This window comes from Micrococcus sp. SL257, assembly GCF_026625585.1.
GTDB classification, from domain to species: Bacteria; Actinomycetota; Actinomycetes; order Actinomycetales; family Micrococcaceae; genus Micrococcus; species Micrococcus luteus.
On sequence record NZ_CP113053.1, the window covers coordinates 2,402,520 to 2,422,524 of the forward strand.

At 72.3% G+C, this 20,005-nt stretch carries 17 protein-coding genes; 5 read left to right on the forward strand and 12 right to left on the reverse strand.

Annotated features, from left to right (window positions below; translation table 11 throughout):
* Positions 1-5 precede the first annotated feature (5 nt).
* Genes trpS through OVA32_RS11165 form a run of 3 tightly spaced genes read right to left on the reverse strand, consistent with a single transcriptional unit; the run spans position 6 to position 2,601 of the window.
* Positions 6-1,088: a tryptophan--tRNA ligase gene (gene trpS, locus OVA32_RS11155; protein ID WP_210079374.1), complete on the reverse strand. Its 1,083-nt coding sequence runs from the start codon at positions 1,086-1,088 to the stop codon at positions 6-8.
* A gap of 26 nt (positions 1,089-1,114) precedes the next feature.
* Positions 1,115-2,041 carry an exodeoxyribonuclease III gene (locus OVA32_RS11160; RefSeq protein ID WP_210079169.1) on the reverse strand — a complete coding sequence of 309 codons (927 nt, stop codon included), beginning with the start codon at positions 2,039-2,041 and terminating at the stop codon, positions 1,115-1,117.
* Positions 2,041-2,601, reverse strand: a complete 561-nt coding sequence (locus OVA32_RS11165) for a hypothetical protein (protein ID WP_210079168.1) — start codon at positions 2,599-2,601, stop codon at positions 2,041-2,043. The genes OVA32_RS11160 and OVA32_RS11165 overlap by 1 nt, the downstream gene beginning before the upstream one ends.
* 102 nt (positions 2,602-2,703) lie before the next feature.
* On the opposite strand from OVA32_RS11165, the gene OVA32_RS11170 reads away from it, so the two are divergent.
* A complete protein-coding gene (locus tag OVA32_RS11170; protein ID WP_267714522.1) occupies positions 2,704-4,206 on the forward strand; it encodes an MFS transporter in 1,503 nt (500 codons plus the stop codon).
* Positions 4,207-4,221: 15 nt separating this feature from the next.
* Here the strand turns inward: OVA32_RS11170 and OVA32_RS11670 are convergent, their stop codons facing one another.
* From OVA32_RS11670 to glyA, 4 genes are all read right to left on the reverse strand, one after another.
* Entirely contained in the window at positions 4,222-6,090 is a 1,869-nt protein-coding gene (locus tag OVA32_RS11670) for an ABC transporter permease (RefSeq protein ID WP_061866939.1), read from the reverse strand.
* A 3-nt stretch (positions 6,091-6,093) separates the two neighbouring features.
* Positions 6,094-7,074 (reverse strand): ABC transporter ATP-binding protein, encoded by a 981-nt coding sequence (locus OVA32_RS11185; protein ID WP_144879214.1) that lies wholly within the window; start codon positions 7,072-7,074, stop codon positions 6,094-6,096.
* 97 nt (positions 7,075-7,171) lie between these two features.
* The gene (locus tag OVA32_RS11190; protein WP_135040446.1) at positions 7,172-8,083 is read right to left on the reverse strand and encodes a bifunctional methylenetetrahydrofolate dehydrogenase/methenyltetrahydrofolate cyclohydrolase; all 912 of its coding nucleotides are present in this window, start codon (positions 8,081-8,083) and stop codon (positions 7,172-7,174) included.
* A gap of 7 nt (positions 8,084-8,090) precedes the next feature.
* Positions 8,091-9,371: a serine hydroxymethyltransferase gene (gene glyA, locus OVA32_RS11195; RefSeq protein WP_010079361.1), complete on the reverse strand. Its 1,281-nt coding sequence runs from the start codon at positions 9,369-9,371 to the stop codon at positions 8,091-8,093.
* A 226-nt stretch (positions 9,372-9,597) separates the two neighbouring features.
* On the opposite strand from glyA, the gene OVA32_RS11200 reads away from it, so the two are divergent.
* Positions 9,598-11,112: a catalase gene (locus OVA32_RS11200; RefSeq protein ID WP_135040448.1), complete on the forward strand. Its 1,515-nt coding sequence runs from the start codon at positions 9,598-9,600 to the stop codon at positions 11,110-11,112.
* A 105-nt stretch (positions 11,113-11,217) separates the two neighbouring features.
* On the opposite strand, the gene OVA32_RS11205 is transcribed toward OVA32_RS11200, so the two are convergent.
* Positions 11,218-12,756 (reverse strand): hypothetical protein, encoded by a 1,539-nt coding sequence (locus tag OVA32_RS11205; protein ID WP_101965723.1) that lies wholly within the window; start codon positions 12,754-12,756, stop codon positions 11,218-11,220.
* Positions 12,757-12,935: 179 nt separating this feature from the next.
* Between OVA32_RS11205 and purU the strand changes: the two genes are divergently transcribed.
* The 3 genes from purU to OVA32_RS11220 are packed head-to-tail and all read left to right on the forward strand — an operon-like array spanning position 12,936 to position 15,447.
* Positions 12,936-13,841, forward strand: coding sequence for a formyltetrahydrofolate deformylase (purU, locus tag OVA32_RS11210; protein ID WP_036314586.1), 906 nt, complete (start codon positions 12,936-12,938; stop codon positions 13,839-13,841).
* Between the two features lie 55 nt (positions 13,842-13,896).
* Positions 13,897-14,418 carry a gamma carbonic anhydrase family protein gene (locus OVA32_RS11215; RefSeq protein WP_036314590.1) on the forward strand — a complete coding sequence of 174 codons (522 nt, stop codon included), beginning with the start codon at positions 13,897-13,899 and terminating at the stop codon, positions 14,416-14,418.
* A 33-nt stretch (positions 14,419-14,451) separates the two neighbouring features.
* Complete coding sequence (locus OVA32_RS11220; RefSeq protein ID WP_228062844.1) at positions 14,452-15,447, forward strand: D-isomer specific 2-hydroxyacid dehydrogenase family protein; 996 nt, start codon at positions 14,452-14,454, stop codon at positions 15,445-15,447.
* A 27-nt stretch (positions 15,448-15,474) separates the two neighbouring features.
* Here the strand turns inward: OVA32_RS11220 and OVA32_RS11225 are convergent, their stop codons facing one another.
* Genes OVA32_RS11225 through OVA32_RS11240 form a run of 4 tightly spaced genes read right to left on the reverse strand, consistent with a single transcriptional unit; the run spans position 15,475 to position 19,974 of the window.
* Positions 15,475-16,767 (reverse strand): ABC transporter ATP-binding protein, encoded by a 1,293-nt coding sequence (locus tag OVA32_RS11225; RefSeq protein WP_135039813.1) that lies wholly within the window; start codon positions 16,765-16,767, stop codon positions 15,475-15,477.
* Between the two features lie 35 nt (positions 16,768-16,802).
* A complete protein-coding gene (locus OVA32_RS11230; protein ID WP_080695955.1) occupies positions 16,803-17,705 on the reverse strand; it encodes a carbohydrate ABC transporter permease in 903 nt (300 codons plus the stop codon).
* Positions 17,702-18,673, reverse strand: coding sequence for a carbohydrate ABC transporter permease (locus OVA32_RS11235; protein WP_041102962.1), 972 nt, complete (start codon positions 18,671-18,673; stop codon positions 17,702-17,704). The genes OVA32_RS11230 and OVA32_RS11235 overlap by 4 nt, the downstream gene beginning before the upstream one ends.
* On the reverse strand, positions 18,670-19,974 hold the full coding sequence (locus OVA32_RS11240; protein ID WP_060974376.1) for an extracellular solute-binding protein: 1,305 nt from the start codon (positions 19,972-19,974) through the stop codon (positions 18,670-18,672). Before OVA32_RS11240 ends, OVA32_RS11235 begins: the two co-directional genes overlap by 4 nt.
* Positions 19,975-20,005: the final 31 nt, after the last annotated feature.

Sequence of the window (20,005 nt, forward strand, 5' to 3'; positions counted from 1 at the left end):
CCGGCTCAGCGCAGCGGCGGCAGGAAGCCGACCTTGGCGTAGACGTCCTCGAGCACGGGGGTGGCCACGGCGCGGGCCTTCTCGGCTCCGGAGGCGAGGATGCGGTCCAGCTCGGCGGGGTCGTCCAGCAGCGCGAGGGCGCGCTCGCGCACGGGGGCCAGGCGCTCGACGACGGCGTCCGCCACCGCGACCTTGAGGTGCCCGTACATCTTGCCGACGAACTCCTCCTCGAGCTGCGGGATCGGCGTGCCGGACACCGCGGAGAGGATGGTCAGCAGGTTGGAGACGCCGGGCTTGAGCTCACGGTCGAAGCGCACCTCGGTGCCGTCGTCGGTGACCGCGGACTTGATCTTCTTGGCGGTCTTCTTCGGCTCCTCGAGGATGTTGATGAGCCCGTTCGGGGACGCCGCGGACTTGGACATCTTCGACGTGGGGTCCTGCAGGTCGTAGATGCGCGCGCCGGTCTCCGGGTAGAAGCCGGTGGGCACCACGAACGTCTCGCCGTAGCGGTGGTTGAAGCGCTGGGCCAGGTCGCGGGTGAGCTCCACGTGCTGGCGCTGGTCGTCGCCCACGGGCACGCCGTGCGGCTGGTAGAGCAGGATGTCCGCGGCCATGAGCATGGGGTACGCGAGCAGGCCGACGCCGGCCGCGTCCGTGCCCTGCTTGGCGGACTTGTCCTTGAACTGGGTCATGCGCATGGCCTCGCCCATGCCGGTCATGCAGGTCAGCACCCACGCCAGCTGCGCGTGCTCGGGCACCTGGGACTGGACGAACAGCGTGGAGCGCTCGGGGTCGATGCCGCCGGCGATGAACTGCGCGGCGGCCACCCGCGTGCGCTCCGCGAGCGCGGCCGGGTCCTGCGGCACGGTGATGGCGTGCAGGTCGGGGATGAAGAAGAACGCCTCGAAGTCGGCCTGGGTGCGCTCCCAGTTCACGAGGGCGCCGAGGTAATTGCCCAGGTGGAGGGAGTCCGCCGAGGGCTGCATGCCGGAGAGCACGCGGTGCCGGGCGGACGCGCCGGCCAGGTGGGCGGTGGCGGCGGCGTCCTGGGCCAGGACGTCCTGCACGGAGTTCTTCTTCATGGTCATCTCAGCCTCGGGTCTCTCCTGCACGGTCAGAACTGGTAGTCGACCACGAGCGGGGCGTGGTCGGAGAAGCGGGTGCCCCAGCTGGGGGCGCGGTCCACGACGGCGGTCGTCGCCCGCTCGGCCAGGCCCGCGGTCGCCATGTGGTAGTCGATGCGCCACCCGGCGTCGTTGTCGAAGGCCTTGCCGCGCATGGACCACCACGTGTACGGGCCCGGCACCGGCCCGGCGAGGGCGCGGTGCACGTCCGTGAAGCCGAGCTCGCCGAAGAACCGGTCGAAGTAGGCGCGCTCCTCGGGCAGGAAGCCGGCCTTCTTCACGTTGCCCTTCCAGTTCTTGATGTCCAGCTCGGTGTGGCCCACGTTGAGGTCGCCCGTGACGAGGGCATGCTCCTCCCCCGCGGCCAGCTCGGAGAGGCGGCGGACCATCTCGTCGAGGAACCGGTACTTGTCCACCTGCTTCGGGGTGTCGACCTCGCCCGAGTGCACGTACGCGGAGACCACGGTCAGCGGCGAGCCGTCCGGCAGGCGCAGGTCGGCCTCGATCCAGCGGCCGGCGTCGTCGAAGTACCCGTCGGCGTCGGCGATGCCGGTGCGGACCTCGCCGAGCGGGAACCGCGAGGCGATCGCGACACCGGCCCGCCCCTTGGCGGCGGCCACGGCGTCCGCCAGGTGCACCTCGTCCCAGTCCTCGCCCACGATCTCGCGGACCAGCTGCGCCGTGACGTCCGCGGGGGCGCGCACCTCCTGGAGGGTGAGCACGTCCACGCCGCGACCGGCGAACCACTCCCGCATGCCCTTGCGGTGCGAGGCGCGGATGCCGTTGACGTTCACGGTGGCCACGCGCACGGCGCCGTCGGCCTTGGGCGCCCCGGCGTTGGCGTGCACCACGGGCTCGCCCTCGGCGGGCTCGGGGTACTTCCCGGTGACGGGGTCCTTCTCGGGCAGCGCCGTCATCAGCCGATCACCGTCCCGCTCACCGGGCCCTCGGCGCCGCCGGCCCGGGACTCCTTGATCATGTCGCGGGCGTTGGAGGCCGTGATGTCGATGGTCTCCAGGGCGCGGTCCACCATCTCGCGGTCCATGCCCTCGCCCGCGGCGAGCTGCTCGCGCACCACGCGCACCTGCACCTGGGCGATCTTGAACGAGTGGTCCAGCTTGGTGTCCCGCAGGGGGTCCGCGGCCGGCGCCTGCGGGGCCACCGCGGGGGCGGCGTCGGTATCCCGGCCACGCAGGGCGGCGACGTCGGCGCGGGCGTTCTGCATGGCGGTGTCCACCTTGCGGCCCGCGGCCTGGACACCGCGGCGCATCTGCAGGTACACGACCACCGCGAACACGAGCCAGCCGGCGGCGACGGCGACCACGAGCCACCCGATCACGTCGTTCTGGTTCGCGGCGAAGATGATCGCCACGATCAGGATGACGATCATCGCGACGAACCCGAGCGATCCCACGCGCAGGCCGGCGCGGGGGCCGCGGCGCGCGCCGTCGGGACCGGGGGTCAGGGACTGGGACATGGGTGCTCCTCCGGAGGGGCTCGTGGGGTCTGCCCTCCATCATCCCGCATCGTGGGGTGGGGTCCGAATCGGGCGGCCCGCGTCGGTGCCTATCCTGAGGCGATGACCCCCCGCCCCCCGCACCCCGCCGACCCTGCGTCCGGGGCCTTCACCCCTGACCAGCGCCGCATCCTCACCGCACTGCTCATGCCGCTCTTCCTCGCGCTGATGAGCGTGTCCGTGGTGAACGTGGCGCTGCCGGCCATCGAGTCGGGCCTGGACGCCACGAGCGCGGATCTGCAGTGGGTGCTGGCGGGGTACACGCTGACGTTCGGCACCGTTCTCGTGGCCGCGGGCCGCGCCGGCGACCTGTGGGGGCGCAAGAGCCTGTTCCTGGCGGGCATCACGCTGTACATGCTCGGCTCCCTGCTCTCCGGCCTGGCCGGGGACACCCTGCTGCTCAACGCCGGGCGCCTGCTCACGGGCCTGGGCGCGGGCGTGTTCAACCCCCAGGTCATCGGGTTCATCCAGTCGAACTTCCACGGCCGCGCCCGCGGGCGGGCCTACGGGCTCTTCGGCACTGTGGTGGGCCTCGGCGTGGCCGTGGGGCCCCTGCTCGGCGGGCTGTTCCTCGGCGCGTTCGGCCCCGAGTGGGGCTGGCGCTCCACGTTCCTCATGAACGTGCCCGTGGGCCTGGCCGCTGTCGCGATGGGCGCCCTCTGGCTGCCGCCGCCCACCCGCGTGCACGGCCTGCCCCCCGCCCCCGGCCCGCGCGGGATCGCGGCGCTCGACCCGGTGGGCGCCCTGCTGCTCGGCGCCGGCGGGGTGAGCCTCATGGTGCCGTTCATCGTCCCGGGCACCGCCTGGCTGCTGGTGCTCGCCGCCGCGCTCGTGACGGCGTGGTGGCTGTGGGAGAAGCGCGTAAAGGCCCGGGCCTCGGCCACCGGCGTGCAGCCCATGGTGGACCCGGCCCTGTTCCGGCGGCCGTCCTTCACGATCGGCGCGCTCGAGTCCACCATCTACCTGGCCACCATGCCGGCGGTGTTCGCGATCGTGGCGATCTTCCTGCAGCGCGGCATGGGGTTCACGCCGCTTGAGGCCGGCCTCGTGGGTCTGCCCGGCGCCGTCGTCGTGGCCTCTCTGTCCCCGTGGGTGGGCTCGATGGTGCAGCGGCGCGGGCCCGTGCTCGTGCTGCTCGGCGCCCTCGTGGGCCTCGTGTCGCTGGGGGTGCTCGCGCTCGCGTTCGAGCGCAGCGCGGCCGGCGCGTGGTCGCCGTGGATCGTGGGGGTGGGGTTGATCGTGCAGTCGGCCTCGCAGGCCCTGCTGCTCACCAGCACGCAGGTGCTGATGATGGACGACGTCGCCGGCCACGAGGCGGGGGCGGCCGGCGGCGTCGCCCAGACGGCGCAGCGCCTCGGCACCGCCCTGGGCCTGTCCGTGGTGACGGGCGCGTTCTTCGCGGCCCTGGCCGGCGCCGCAGCCGAGAGCGCCGGGCCGCCGTCGGCCGCGGCGTACGCGCACGCGGCCTCGACCGCCATGGGCATGGTGGCCGTGTGCTGGGCGCTCACCGCCGTGGTCGCGGCCCTGGACGTGGTCCGGCGGCGCCGCGCCGCGCGCGCGGCCTGACCGGCCCGCGGGGCCTCAGCGCAGGAACAGCGCGCCGAGCCGGCGGGCGGCCAGCCACACCCCGACGCCGGCCATCACCACGAAGTAGAGGACGTGGCCGGCGGTCGCCCAGCTCAGCACGCCCACCGCGAGCGCGCGCATCATCTCCACCGCATGCCACAGCGGGAACACGCGGATCACCCACTGGATCGGCTCCGGGTAGACCGCGAGCGGGAAGAACGTGGCCGAGAACAGGAACATGGGCATCAGCACGATCTGGACCCAGTCCATGTGCTGGAACGTCTTCATCCAGCTCGTCACCGCCATGCCGAGGGAGGCGAAGCCCAGCGCCACGAGCAGGGCGCCGGGGATCATGAGCAGCGCCGTCCACGAGGTGACGAGACCGGCCACGGTCATGACGATCAGGAAGCCGACCGCGTAGATCAGCCCGCGCAGCAGTGCCATCGCGATCTCCCCGAGTGCCACGTCCAGCGGGCCCAACCGCGTGGAGAGCATGGTCTGGTACGTCTTCGCGTAGCGCAGCTTGAAGAACACGTTCCACGTGGAGTCGTAGATGGCGCCGTTCATCGCCGAGACCGCCAGCAGTGCGGGGGCGAGGTACATGCCGTACGGGACGGGGGTGCCATCCGGGCCGGCCACGTCGCCGACCAGCGCACCGAGCCCCAGCCCCAAGGAGGCCAGGTAGAGCACGGGTTCGAAGAACCCGGAGAAGAACACCACCCAGTTGTTGGACTTCAGGGACAGGAACGCCCGCTCCATCACCGCGCGCACGTTGCCCGAGTACGCGCCGGCCAGGCGGCCGCGGCGCACGGGGATCTCGGGCATGGGGGGCACGGCGACGGCGTGTTCCCGCACCACCGAGGACGACGGCGCGGCCGGCTCCGCCTGCGCGGCGGCGGGTGCGACGTCGGCGCGGGCGGCCCCGGTGCGCGCGGCACGGCGGCCCAGGCGCGGGGCACGGTCCCGACGGGCGGCCGTGACGGCGTCGCGGTCCGGGGTGCCTCGGACCCAGCCGAGGCGGCGCGTGTAGATCCGCACCGCGAGCCAGGCCCCGCCGAGCGCGAGAACCAGCAGGAACGCCACGTGCACCACGGTGAGCCAGGCCGGCTCGGCCATCCCGTAGGAGAGCACGCGGCCGAGCTGGGCGGCATGCCACTGCGGGGAGAGCCAGCCGATCCAGCGCAGCCACACCGGCAGCGCCTCGAGCGGGTAGAAGGTCGCGGAGAACAGGAACAGGGGCATGACCACGAGCCGCTGCAGGGTGGCGAACTGGCCCTTGTCCTCCTTCAGGGAGGCCGCGAACGCCATGATCGGCGCGCCGACGGCGAGCCCGCCGAGCGTGGCGGTGAGGACCTGCACCCACGCCCACGGGCTCGAGACCACGCCGAACGCCAGCATCACCAGCAGGAACACGGCGGCCTGGAACACGAACCGCAGGCTCACCGCCACGAGGTGGCCCAGGGCGATCTGCGCCGGAGACAGCGGGGTGGCCTGCGCCGCGTAGTACGTGCGCTGCCACTGGAACCCGCCCATCACCGGGTAGGAGAACTCGACGGACGCCGTCATCAGCGCGCCCGAGGCCAGCAGCGCCGGAGCGATGAACGCGACGTAGGAGACCCCGCCCAGGGCGTCCTGCGGCATCCCGCCGCCCATGAGCTGGGCCAGGCCCAGGCCCATGGCCAGCAGGTAGAGCACGGGCTCGCCGAGCGCCCCGACGAGCAGCACCGCGCCGTAGCGACGCATGGACCGCAGCTGGTGTTCGGCGTAGAGCAGGACGCCGCGGCGCTTCACGCGCTCCGCGGACGCCGCCGCGGTGACCGGCGGGCGCAGCGGCTCGGCGGGCGTGGCGGGGCCGGGGGCCGTCGTCGTGGTGGGGGACGGCACGGGTCAGTCCACCAGGGTGCGGCCGGTGAGGATGAGGAACACGTCCTCGAGGCTCGCGCGGCGGGTCAGCGTGGTGGCGGGGGCGGGCAGGGCGCCCTCGTCGACGAGTCGCTGCACGACGTCGTGCAGGTCGTCCGCGCGTCGGGCGTAGACGAGGACGCGGTCCGGGAGGACCTCGACGCGGTGCACGACGCCGTCACCCACGTGGGCCTGGACGGTGCGGGCCGCGGCCTCGTTGCGGTCCGCGCCGAAGCGCGCCTCGAGGACCTCGCGGGAGGCGTGCTCGCGGATGAGCTCGGCGGGGGTGCCGGCGGCCATGATCTCACCGCCGTCGACCACGACGAGCCGATCGCACAGCTGCTCCGCCTCGTCCATGTGGTGCGTGGTCAGCAGCAGCGTGGTGCCGCGTTCCTTGAGCCGGTAGAGGCGGTCCCACAGGATGTGGCGGGCCTGCGGGTCCAGGCCCGTGGTGGGCTCGTCGAGGAGGAAGAGGGCCGGCTCGTTGACCAGGGCGCGGGCGATCACGAGCCGCCGCTTCATGCCGCCGGAGAGGTCGGTGACCTTGGCGTCCGCCTTCTCGGTGAGCTGGGCGAAGGCCAGCAGCTCCTCGGCCTTGGGCCGCAGGTACGAGTAGGGCAGACCGAAGTAGCGGCCGTAGATCAGGATGTTCTCCCGGGCGGTGAGCTCCTCGTCCAGGTTGTCCTGCTGCGGCACCACGCCCAGGCGCGCACGGACGGCCGGCCCGTCCTCCTCGGGGTCGATGCCCAGGATGGTCAGCTCGCCCGCGGTGCGCTGCGAGGTGCCCGCGAGCATGCGCATGGTGGTGGACTTGCCCGCGCCGTTGGGACCGAGCAGGCCGAAGCACTCACCGGGACGCACGTCCAGGTCGATGCCCTTCACGGCGTGGAACTCGCCGTACTGCTTGCGCAGCCCACGGGCACGGATGACGGAGGCGGGGGCCGCATGCAGAGTGGTGTGACTCACAAGGCGACAGCATAGGCGCACCACCCGCCCGGACGCGCGCCGCCCCCTCGGCGACGAACCCTGCGATTCGCAGGGTTCGTCGCGGGGCGGGGAGAGGTCAGGCGCCGGCCCGCTCCCCGGCCCAGTCCTCGCCGTCGGCGGCGCGCTCGGCGGCCTCGACGACGTTCGCCAGCAGCATGACGCGGGTCATCGGCCCGACGCCGCCCGGGTTCGGCGCCATCCAGGCCGCCTTCTCCTTCACGGCCGGGTCCACGTCGCCCAGGACGCGCGACGTCCCGTCCTCCCCGGTCACGCGGGAGACGCCCACATCCAGGACGATCACGCCCTCCTTGACCTGCTCCGGCTTCACCATGTGGGCGGAGCCGGCGGCGGCGATCACGACGTCGGCGCTCGCCAGCAGCTCGTCGAGGTTCGTGGTGCCGGTGTGGGCCAGGGTCACGGTGGCGTTGACCTCGCGGCGGGTGAGCACGAGGCCGGCAGGCCGGCCGATGGTCACGCCGCGGCCGATCACGAGCACGTGCTTGCCGGCCAGCTCCACACCGTGGTGGCGCAGCAGCTCGACGCAGCCGGCCGGGGTGCACGGCAGCGGCGAGTCCAGCTCGCCGCCGACCGAGGCCACGAGCCGCCCCAGGTTCATGGGGTGCAGGCCGTCCGCGTCCTTGTCCGGGTCGATGGCCTCGAGCACCTTCTGGGTGTCCACGTGCTTCGGCAGCGGCAGCTGGACGATGTAGCCCGTGCAGGCCGGGTCCTCGTTCAGCTCGCGCACGACGTCGAGGATCTGCTCCTCCGTCGCGTCCGCGGGCAGCTCACGCTGGATGGACTCGATGCCCACCTCGGCGCAGTCGCGGTGCTTGCCCGCCACGTACTTCTGCGAACCGGCGTCCTCACCGACGAGCAGGGTGCCGAGGCCGGGGGTGCGCCCGCGCTCGGCGAGGGCGGCCACGCGGCCGCGCAGCTCCTCCTTGATCGCGGCGGCGGTGGCCTTGCCGTCCAGGACCTTCGCGGTCATCGGCGGCTCACCAGCCCTCGAGGCCGTCGTACAGCGGGAAGTCCTCGGTGAGCTTCACGACGCGGGCGCGCAGCGCCTCCACGTCCGGGCTCGGCTTCAGCGCCTCGGCGATGACGTCGGACACCTCGCGGAACTCGGCCTCGCCGAAGCCGCGGGAGGCCAGCGCGGGGGTGCCGATGCGCAGGCCGGAGGTGGTCATCGGCGGACGCGGGTCCCACGGCACCGAGTTGCGGTTCACGGTGATGCCGACCTCGTGCAGGATGTCCTCGCCCTGCCTGCCGTCCAGCTGGGACTCGCGCAGGTCCACCAGGACCAGGTGCACGTCCGTGCCGCCGGTGAGCACCGAGATGCCGTGCTCGGCCATGTCCGGGGCGGTCAGGCGCTCGGCCAGGATCTGCGCGCCGGCCAGGGTGCGCTCCTGCTTCTCCTTGAAGTCCGCGGAGCCGGCGATCTTGAAGGCCACGGCCTTGCCCGCGATCGCGTGCATCAGCGGGCCTCCCTGCTGGCCCGGGAACACGGCGGAGTCGATCTTCTTCTTCAGCTCCTCGGTGGAGAGGATGAAGCCCGAACGGGGGCCGGCGAGGGTCTTGTGCACGGTGGAGGAGACGACGTCGGCGTGCGGCACCGGGTTCGGGTGCAGGCCGGCGGCCACGAGGCCGGCGAAGTGGGCCATGTCCACCCAGAGCCTGGCGCCGACCTCGTCCGCGATCGAGCGGAAGGCGGCGAAGTCGAGCTGACGGGGATAGGCGGACCAGCCGGCCACGATCACCTTCGGCCGGGCCTCGAGGGCCTTCTCGCGCACCTTGTCCATGTCGATGCGGTGGGTGTCCGGCTCCACCTCATACGCGGCGATGCTGTAGTTCTTGCCGGAGAAGTTCAGCTTCATGCCGTGCGTCAGGTGGCCGCCGTGCGCCAGGGACAGGCCCATCATCGTGTCCCCGTGGTCCAGCAGCGAGGTCATCACGGCCACGTTGGCCTGGGCGCCGGCGTGCGGCTGGACGTTGGCGTGCTCGGCGCCGAACAGGTCCTTGGCGCGCTGGATGGCCAGGTTCTCGGCCACGTCCACGAACTCGCAGCCGCCGTAGTAGCGGCGGCCCGGGTAGCCCTCCGCGTACTTGTTGGTCAGCACCGAGCCCTGCGTCTCGAGGATGGCGCGCGGCACGAAGTTCTCCGAGGCGATCATCTCGAGCGTGCCCCGCTGGCGGCCGAGCTCGTCCGCGAGCGCCGCGGCGATCTCCGGGTCCACCTCGGCGAGGGGCTGGGTGTTGATGTCGGGCGTCTGCGTCACGGGGGTTCCCTTCGAACGGGGGTCTGTGCGGCCGGAAGGCTCCGGTGCCCTCCATCCTAGTGACCGGGCGCCGTCGTCGGGTCTGCACGACGGCGGCGGCGGCCCCGGCCGCCACCCTCGGCGCGCGGTTCTTTTGACTGATTCAGAAATATGCCAAGATCGGGGGTGACGCCGCCCACCGCGCCGATCGGTGCGCGGCCGACGTCGATCGACGAAGGAGAGTTCCATGACGGAGTACCAGAAGACGACCCCGCACGCGACCGGTTCCACCCGCCAGAACGGCGCCCCGGCCGTCAGCGACCGCCAGTCCCTGACCGTGGGCAGCGAGGGGCCCATCGTCCTGCACGACACCCACCTGCTGGAGACCCACCAGCACTTCAACCGCATGAACATCCCGGAGCGCCGCCCGCACGCCAAGGGCTCGGGCGCGTTCGGCGAGTTCGAGGTGACCGAGGACGTGTCGAAGTACACCAAGGCCCTCGTGTTCCAGCCCGGCACGAAGACCGAGACCCTCCTGCGCTTCTCCACCGTGGCCGGCGAGCTCGGCTCCCCGGACACCTGGCGCGACGTGCGCGGCTTCGCACTGCGCTTCTACACCGAGGAGGGCAACTACGACCTCGTCGGCAACAACACCCCGATCTTCTTCCTGCGCGACCCGATGAAGTTCACCCACTTCATCCGCTCGCAGAAGCGCCTGCCGGACTCCGGCCTGCGCGATGCCACCATGCAGTGGGACTTCTGGACCAACAACCCCGAGTCGGCGCACCAGGTGACCTACCTGATGGGCCCGCGCGGCCTGCCCCGCACCTGGCGTGAGATGAACGGCTACGGCTCCCACACCTACCTGTGGGTCAACGCCCAGGGCGAGAAGCACTGGGTGAAGTACCACTTCATCTCCCAGCAGGGCGTGCACAACCTCTCGAACGACGAGGCCACCAAGATCGCCGGCGAGAACGCCGACTTCCACCGCCAGGACCTGTTCGAGTCCATCGCCAAGGGCGACCACCCCAAGTGGGACCTCTACATCCAGGCGATCCCCTACGAGGAGGGCAAGACCTACCGGTTCAACCCCTTCGACCTGACGAAGACGATCTCCAAGAAGGACTACCCGCGCATCAAGGTCGGCACGCTGACCCTGAACCGCAACCCGGAGAACCACTTCGCGCAGATCGAGTCCGCCGCGTTCAGCCCGAGCAACACCGTGCCGGGCATCGGCCTCTCCCCGGACCGCATGCTCCTGGGCCGCGCCTTCGCGTACCACGACGCGCAGCTGTACCGCGTGGGCGCCCACGTGAACCAGCTGCCGGTGAACCGTCCCAAGAACGCGGTGCACAACTACGCCTTCGAGGGCCAGATGTGGTACGACCACACCGGCGACCGCTCCACCTACGTGCCGAACTCCAACGGCGACTCCTGGTCGGACGAGACCGGCCCGGTGGACGACGGCTGGGAGGCCGACGGCACCCTGACCCGTGAGGCCCAGGCGCTGCGCGCGGACGACGACGACTTCGGCCAGGCCGGCACCCTCGTCCGCGAGGTCTTCTCGGACCAGGAGCGTGACGACTTCGTGGAGACCGTGTCCGGCGCGCTGAAGGGTGTCCGCCAGGACGTCCAGGCCCGCGCCTTCGAGTACTGGAAGAACGTGGACGCCACGATCGGCCAGCGCATCGAGGACGAGGTCAAGCGCCACGAGGGCGACGGCATCCCCGGCGTCGAGGCCGGCGGCGAGGCCCGCATCTGACGGCCCCCTCCCCCGGCGGGCGCCCGCGCGCCCTCCGCTGAACGCACGGCGGCCGCTCCCTCACACGAGGGGGCGGCCGCCGTCGTCGTGGGGCGAATGCCTTGGTCAGCGCTTGCCCCAGCGGCGCTCCTGCGCCTGGGACAGCTTGTCCTTGACCACCTTCACGACCTTGTCCTTGGCGGGCACGGCCACGTTGTCCCGCAGCGGGACGGCGACCTTGTCACGCACGGTCTCGAACGCGGAGGCCGCCACGGCGCCGGCCTGGGCCAGCTTCGACTCACCCTCGGCGTCCGAGGCTCGGGTCTCGTCGCGGTCCGCCCGCAGGTCCGGGAGGGCGGCGCCCTCGGTGTCGTCCTCGGCGGGCTCCTCATCCGTGGGGGCGGAGGAGGTGGAGGTGTCTGGGGCCACGGTCGTGGGCGTCGACGACGTCGGCGCGGCGGTCCCGGCAGTCCCGGCGGCTGCCGCCGACTGGGCGGCGCGGGCCTCGCGGCGGGTCGCCGGAGTGGCGTCCTCCGCACGGCCGGACGAGGCCGCGGTCGGATCCAGCTCCGGGGCGCCGCCCAGGGGCGTGGCCGGCGTGGTGCCGGCGTGGGTCTCCGGGGCCTCGGCCCGGCGGGTGGCCGGGGCGGCCTCGAGCGGCGGGCGCTCAGCCGCGGGCTCGACCGCCGCCGGCTGCGCGACGTCCGCGCCGTGGTCATCGGTGCGCGCCGGCTCGCGGTCCGCCTCCGCCACGCGACCGGGCACCCCGGGCGTGCCGTCGATGCGCAGGGACCCGGCGGCCGAGCGCTCCGTCCCGTCGACGCCGGTCTGCTGGGCCTGGTCCGACTCGGTGGCCACGACGGTGACCGAGCCGTGCGCGGTGGTGGCGACCGTGTGCGTCTCGAGGTGCTCGCCCTGCGGGACGGGGATCCCGTCCGTGGCGAACTCCTTGGTGGGGGTGTGCTCGGCGGCGACCTCGTCGGCGGGGACGGTCCCGTGCACGTGCTCGGGGGCCGGGGTGAGGTGGCTCCTCTGCTGCGGAGCCTCGGCCACCGGTGCCGCCGGGGCGGGGGTCTCGGTCACCGGGGACGGGGAGGCCGGGGTCGCCGGGACGTCCGCCGCGGGCGTCTGCTCGTCCAGGGTGACGCCGGAGCCGCCGGCCACACCGGCCGCGCCCAGGCCCACGGTGTCCGCCTCGCGCACCGTGCTCGGCACCGCCGGAGCGGGGCGCAGAGTGCCCCGGGTGGCCGGAGCCGCGGCGTCGCGGCGGTGGGTCTGAGCGGTGGCCTCGGTGCTCGGGGCGTCCTGCTGGTCCACGGTCACCCCGGCACCGCCGGCCACGCCGGCGCCGGACTCGTCGGTCTCGCGGTCCGCCGCGGCGGTGTCGAACGCAGCCAGACCCCCGGCGGGCCTCACGGCCGGCGCCGGGCGCGCGTCCTTCTCGGCCGCCACCTCGTCCAGGCGGGAGAGGCGGGTCGGGGCCGCGGGGGCGGCCGCCTGCTCACCCGCGGTGTCCGCGCTGACGCCCCGGCGCTCGAGCCGGGTCTCGGCGGCCTCGGCCTCGGCCTCACGACGACGGCGGGAGGCGATCACCGAGACGATGATCAGGATCAGCAGCACGACGATGATCGCCGCGATGATCCAGTAGAGGGTGGACTGTGGCATGGGGGTGCTCCTCGGTCGTCTGGGGCGACCGGCCGGGCCGGGCGCCGCGTCGTGCCTCCCCCGCCGCCGCGCGGCGGGGAACCTGGTCTTGAGGATGACACGGGGCCCGGCTCCCCGACCAGGGATCAGCCCCGTCATCCCGCGGTTCCGCGCGGCCGGCACCGCCTACCATCGACGCCATGGACACGGCAGCCCTCTCCCCCAGCCCCTCCCCCGCCTCCGGCGCGGAGCACGCCCGCGTGCTCACGCTGGCCTGCACGAACCGCAAGGGCATCGTGCACGCCGTGACGGGCGCCCTGCTGGGCGTGGAGGCGGACATCACCGAGTCGCAGCAGTACGACTCCCCGGACACCGGCGACTTCTTCATGCGCGTGGAGTTCGTGACCCCGGCCACGCGGGAGGACATCGAGCAGGCGCTCGCGCCGGTGCGCGAGGAGTTCGGCATGCGCATGGGCCTGTGGGACGCGGCGCAGCGCATGCGCACCCTCGTGATGTGCTCCAAGGACGGGCACACCCTCAACGACCTGCTCTTCCAGCAGCGCGCCGGCACCCTGCCCATCGAGATCCCCGTGGTGGTCTCGAACCACCTGGACCTGCAGCCGCTCGCCTCCTTCTACGGCGTGCCCTTCATCCACGTGCCCGTCTCGAAGGACCCCTCGAGCCGGGACTCCAAGGAGGCCGCGGAGGACCGGCTGCGCGACCTGATCGCCCAGTTCGACATCGAGCTGGTGGTCCTGGCCCGCTACATGCAGATCCTCTCGGACGAGCTGTGCCGGGACCTGGCCGGGATGGCCATCAACATCCACCACTCGTTCCTGCCCTCCTTCAAGGGCGCCCGCCCCTACCACCAGGCGCACGAACGCGGCGTGAAGCTCATCGGCGCCACCGCCCACTACGTGACCGCCGACCTGGACGAGGGCCCGATCATCGCGCAGTCCGTGCAGCCGGTGACCCACGCCCAGACCGCCGCCGACTTCGTGGCCCGCGGCCGCGACGTCGAGGGCTCCACGCTCGCGCAGGCCGTGCGCTGGCACGCCCAGCACCGCGTCCTCGCGGACGGCCGGCGGACCGTCGTCTTCAGCTGAGCCCGGGACGGCGGCGCCACGCGGCGCCGTCGTCCTCCACACCTAGGCTGGTGGCATGGCCCACATCATCACCGTCGCGGGTGCCACCCCGCGCATCCACGAGTCCGTCTTCCTCGCCCCGACCGCCGCGATCACCGGCGACGTCGAGATGGCCGAGCGCTCCTCCGCCTTCTACGGCGTCTCCGCCCGCGGCGACTCCGCCCCCATCCGCGTCGGGGCGGGCACCAACCTGCAGGACAACGTGGTGCTGCACGCGGACGAGGGCTTCCCGTGCACCCTCGGCGCCGGTGTCTCCGTGGGCCACTCCGCCGTGGTGCACGGGGCCACCGTGGAGGACGACTGCCTGATCGGCATGTCCGCCACGGTGATGAACGGCGCGGTCATCGGCGCCGGTTCGCTCGTGGCCGCCGGCGCCCTGGTGCTCGAGGGGACGCAGGTCCCGGCCGGCTCGCTCGTGGCGGGCGTCCCCGCGAAGGTCCGCCGCCCCCTCACGGACGAGGAGCGGGAGGGCCTCAAGAAGAACGCGGCCACCTACCTGCGGCTGTCCGCCGCGCACCGGGACGCCGTCGCCGGCTGAACCAGGCCCGGAGGATGTGGGACGGTGGGCACCATGCCCACCACTTCCACTCTCCCCCGCACCCGACCCGACGACGTCCCCGAGCGCCTGCTCATCCTCCCCGCGGCGCAGGACGTCGCCGACACCCCCTACGCCCACGCCCGGCGGCTGGCCGAGCAGGCCGTGGCCGACGTCGGCGGCACCGCCGTGGCCGAGGGCGACCCCTCCGCCACGGCCCTGCTGATGGTCCGCCCGATCCCGGTCGACACGCTCGCCGCGGCCCTGGCCGCCCACCCCCACGTGAGCTGGGTGCAGCTCCCGTTCGCCGGGATCGAGCCGTTCGTCCCCCTCGTGCGCAGCCGCCCGGACATCGTGTGGACGTCCGCCAAGGGCACGTACGCGCCGCCGGTGGCCGAGCACGCGCTGCTGCTCACCCTGGCCCTGCTGCGGGACCTGCCCGCGCGCGTCCGCGCCACCACGTGGGGCCCCTCCTCCGGCCGCACCCTGAACGGCCTGAACGCCGTGGTCGTGGGCGGCGGCGGGATCGCACAGGAGTACATCCGCCTGCTCAAGACCTGGGACGTGCGCGTCACCGCGGTCCGCCGACGCGCGGGCGACGTGCCCGGCGCGGACCGCACCGTCACGACCGACTCCCTCGACGAGGTCCTGCCCGGCGCGCAGGTCGTGATGATCGCCGCGGCGGCCACCGAGGAGACCCGCGGCATGGTCGACGCCGACCGCCTCGCCCTCCTGGACGAGGACGCCGTGCTCGTGAACGTCGCCCGCGGGGCGCTGGTGGACACGGACGCCGTCGTCCAGGCCCTCGCGGCGGGTCGGCTGCACGGCTACGGCACGGACGTCACCGACCCCGAGCCGCTCCCGGAGGGCCACCCGCTCTGGACCGAGGAACGGGCCCTCATCACGCCGCACACGGCGGACACCCCGGAGATGTGCGTCCCGCTGCTCCACGCGCGGGTCGAGCGGAACCTGCGGGCCCGCGCGGCCGGGACGGAGCTGGAGGGCCTGGTGGACGCCGAGGGCGGGTACTGACCCGCCCCCGGCGTCCCCGGCGCCGGCTCAGCGGCGCGGCGCGTCCGCCTCGTGCTCGGCGGCGTCACGCTCGGCCGCCATCTCGATCTGGCGGCGGCGCTCCTCGGCGGCCCGGCGGGTCAGCTCGGCGCCGACCTCGGGGTCGCGGGTGAGGTTCTCACCGGTGGTCGGGTCGAACAGGTGCACCCGCGTGGTGTCCACCCACAGGCGGGTCGGCGTGCCCGGCCGGGCGCGGGACTCGCCGGAGAGGGTGGCCACGACGACGGGGCGCAGCTCGTCCGCGTCCAGGTCCTTGGCCAGCGCGGAGAGCATCTCGGCCACGGCCGGGTCCGGATCGAACTCGATGTAGCCGTACTGCTCGTGGCCCAGCCACTCCAGGTGCGTGAGCGTCGCGTCGAAGGTGGAGCCCTGGCCGCGGCGGCTGTCCTCCACCAGCTCGGCGTCCTCGAAGAACTCCGGCCGCAGGCCGAGGAACACGATGTCCCGCCCCTCGGCGGCGCGGGCCTTCTCGGGCGGCACCGGGATGTCACCGATCGGCGAGGACAGCACGTGGCCGCCCTCCTTCTGCCTCAGCGAGGCGGGCAGGAAGTTCATCGACGGCGAGCCGATGAAGCCGGCCACGAACAGGTTGAGCGGCTGCTCGTAGAGCTCGCGCGGGCTGGCCACCTGCTGCAGCTCGCCCTTCTTGAGCACGGCCACCCGGTCGCCCAGGGTCATGGCCTCGGTCTGGTCGTGCGTCACGTAGACGGAGGTGGTGGCCAGGCGGCGCTGCAGCTGCGAGATCTCCGCGCGCATCTGCCCGCGCAGCTTGGCGTCCAGGTTGGACAGCGGCTCGTCGAAGAGGAACGCGTCCGCCTCGCGCACGATCGCCCGGCCCATGGCCACGCGCTGACGCTGGCCGCCGGAGAGGTTGCCGGGCTTGCGCTCGAGGTGGTCCTCGAGCTCGAGCACGCGGGCGGCGTCGCGCACCTTGCGGTCGATCTCCTCCTCGGAGGGCTTGTTGTCCTTGATCAGCCGCAGCGGGAAGGCGATGTTCTCGTACACCGTCAGGTGCGGGTACAGCGCGTAGTTCTGGAACACCATCGCGAGGTTGCGGTCCTTGGGGGCCGCCTCGTTCACGCGGCGGCCGTCGATCAGCATCTCGCCGTCGGTGATGTCCTCGAGGCCCACGATCATGCGCAGCAGCGTGGACTTGCCGGAGCCGGAGGGGCCCACGAGGATGACGAACTCGCCGTCCTCGATCTCCAGGTTCACGTCCTTGATGGCGTGGAAGCCGTCGTCGTAGGTCTTGTCGATGTGGTTCAGGGTGATGGAGGCCATCGGGGGGTCCTTTCAGGAGGTCTCGTGTGCGGGCCTCAGCCCTTCACCGCGCCGTTGGTCAGGCCGGCCACGATCTGACGCTGGAACGCCAGCACCAGGATCACGATCGGGATGGTCACGATGATCGCGGCCGCCGAGATGGCCCCGGTCGGCGACTCGAACTGCGAGGCGCCGGTGAAGAAGGCCAGGGCGGCGGGCACGGTGCGCGCGGTCTCGGTGGAGGTCAGGGAGATGCCGAACACGAAGTCGTTCCAGGCGATGAAGAAGGCGATGATCGCCGTCGTGAAGACGCCGGGGGCGGCCAGCGGGACGATCACCTTGCGGAACGCCTCGAGCGGGGTGGCGCCGTCCACCTGCGCGGCCTGGTCGAGCTCCCACGGGATCTGGCGGAAGAACGCGGCCAGGGTCCAGATGGAGATCGGCAGGGTCAGGGACAGGTAGGGGATGATCAGGCCGACCCACGTGTCGTACAGCCCGAGGGTGCGCCACATGTTGAACAGCGGCGTCACCAGGGAGATGACGGGGAACATCGAGACCATCAGGGACACCGTGAGCACGATCCGCTTGCCCGGGAAGTCCAGGCGGGCGATCGCGTAGGCGCACAGCGTGGCCAGGATGACGGCGATGATCGTGGCGATCACGGTGATGCCGATCGAGTTGCGCAGCGCCGTGAGGAACAGCTCGCGCGAGCCGCCCACGAAGATCTCCTCGTAGTTCACCGTGGACCACTGGGTGGGCAGCAGCTTGCCGTTGGCGAGGTCGGCGGGCGTCTTGAAGCTGGTCGCGAAGATCGAGAACAGCGGGAAGAGGCACCACACGCCGATCACGACGGTGAGGATCCACCACAGTGCGGTGGCCTTCCCGGTGCCGCGACGGTGGGGCGCGCGGCCCTCAGGCGCGCGGCCCTCGGGGGCGGGAGCGGATGCGGCGGTGCTCACTTGGAACCTCCTCGGTCGGCCAGGTCCACCTTGAAGCCCTTGACGGCGATGACCGCCATGAGGGCCACGCACAGGAACAGGATCACGGAGACCGCCGAACCCATGCCGATCTCGAGCCGGCCGATGGACGTGCGGTAGGCCAGCAGCGAGAGGACCTCGGTGCCGTAGGCGCCGTTGGTCATGATGTAGATGGAGTCGAAGATGCGGAACGCGTCCATCGCGCGGAACAGGACGGCCACCATGATCGAGGCCTTCATGTTCGGCAGGATGACCAGCTTCATCCGCTGCCACCACGAGGCGCCGTCGACGGAGGCGGCCTCGGTGAGGTCGCCCGGCACCTGGGCCAGGCCGGCCAGCAGGAGCAGGGAGATGAACGGGGTGGTCTTCCAGATCTCGGAGAGCATGATCACGAACAGCGCGGTGCTGCCCTGCGCGAACCAGTTCAGGTCCGCGTCGACGCCCGGCAGCCACTCGAACCAGGCGTTGATGTAGCCCGAGTCGATCGAGAACATGTAGAACCACGCGAACGCGGAGACCACGGTGATGATGCCGTACGGCACCAGGATGATCGTGCGGATCAGGCCGCGGGTCTGCTTGATGGCGTGGTGCATGGCCAGGGCCAGCAGGAAGCCGAGGATGAGCTCGACCACCACGGTCACCACGGTGATCAGCAGGGTCACCCCGAGGCCCTTCCAGAACACGGGGTCCGTGAGGATCACGCCGTAGTTGCCCAGGCCCACGAACTCGCGGTCGCCCGGCGCGGTGAGCCGGTACTTGAACAGCGAGTCGTAGAGGGCCTGCAGGATCGGGTACAGGACCACGAACAGCATCACGAAGAACGCGGGGCCGGCCAGGAGCCAGCCGAGACGCGCCTCGGACTTCGCGCGCTGGGACTTCACCCGGCGGGGGCGACGACCCTCGGCGGCGCGCGGGGTGGATGCGGCGGGTGCGGTGTCGACGTGGCTCACAGCAGACGCTCCCCTCTCAGGACTTCCTGGATGAAGTCGTCGGTCTCGGCCGGGGTGGACTCGGAGACGCCCGACGGCGGCGCGTAGCGCTGCTGGATCGCGGTGGAGACCTCGTTGTAGTACGGGGTCTGCGGCCGCGGGGCGCCGAGTTCGAGGGACTCCCGGATGGTGTCCGCCATGGGGTACTTCTCGGCGACCTCGGGGGCGTCGTAGGCCGCCGGGTCGGCGGGCGGGTTGCCGTTCTCGACGAAGTACTGGCTCTGGTGCTCGGTGGTGGTGATGCAGGAGATCGCGTCCCAGGCGAGGTCCTGGTGCTCGGACTTCGCGCCCACCCCCAGGTTGATGCCGCCCACGGGCGGCGCGGCGTCCTTGCCCTCGACGGTGCGGGGGTAGACGGCCCAGCCGATGTCCTCGGGCAGGTCCTCCGGCAGCGAGCCCTCCTCCACGGAGCCGAGGGTGGCCGGCCAGACGAACGGCCAGTTGACCATGAACGAGCCGTTCTTGCCCTGGAAGAGCAGCATGGAGGCGTTCTCGTCCTGCGTCGGCAGGCCGGCGCTGCCGAGACCCTCCTTGCCGATCGTGGAGATGATCCGGGCGGCCGTGCGGCCGGCCTCGGAGTCGAGGTTCGTGGTGACCTCGTCCGTGGGCGCCTCGGCGTTGGGGACGATCTGCTCCCCGCCGCCCTCGATGAGCGCGTTGAGCCACACGGTCATGGACTCCGCACGGGCGCCCTGGACGGCCAGGTCCTTGTCCTGGCTGCGGGCGGCCTCGATCAGCTGGTCCCACGTGACGGGCTGGGACATGTCCAACCCCGCGGCCTCGGCGACCGACTTGCGGTACCAGAGCAGCTGCGTGTTGGCCCAGAACGGGACCGTGACGAGCTCGTCCTTCCAGCTGGCGGCCGCGAGCGCGCCCTCCAGGGCGTTGTCCTTCGCGTAGGCCTGCATCTCCTCCGGCACGGGGGCCAGGAAGCCGGGCTCGGCGAGCTCGGGGACGAACGGCGGGTCGAGGGACATGATGTCCATCGACGTGTCGCCCGCGGCGAGGCGGCGGGTCAGCTGCTCGCGCTGGGAGGCGGCGTCCGTCGGAAGCATGGACGTCTCGACTCTGTACCGGCCGTTCGCGGCGTCGGTGCACTGGGCGGCGATCTTCGCCTGCCCGCCGTCGTCGGGGTTGGTGTACCAGGTCAGGGTGGGCGTCTGCTCGGCCGGAGCACACCCGGCCAGGATCAGCGCGCCCGCGGCGACGGCGCCGGCCAGCGTGGCCCGGCGCCGTTGACGTGCCCGCGTGTCGTGTCTCACAAGTGGAACCTCAATCGATGCGAGTCGGATG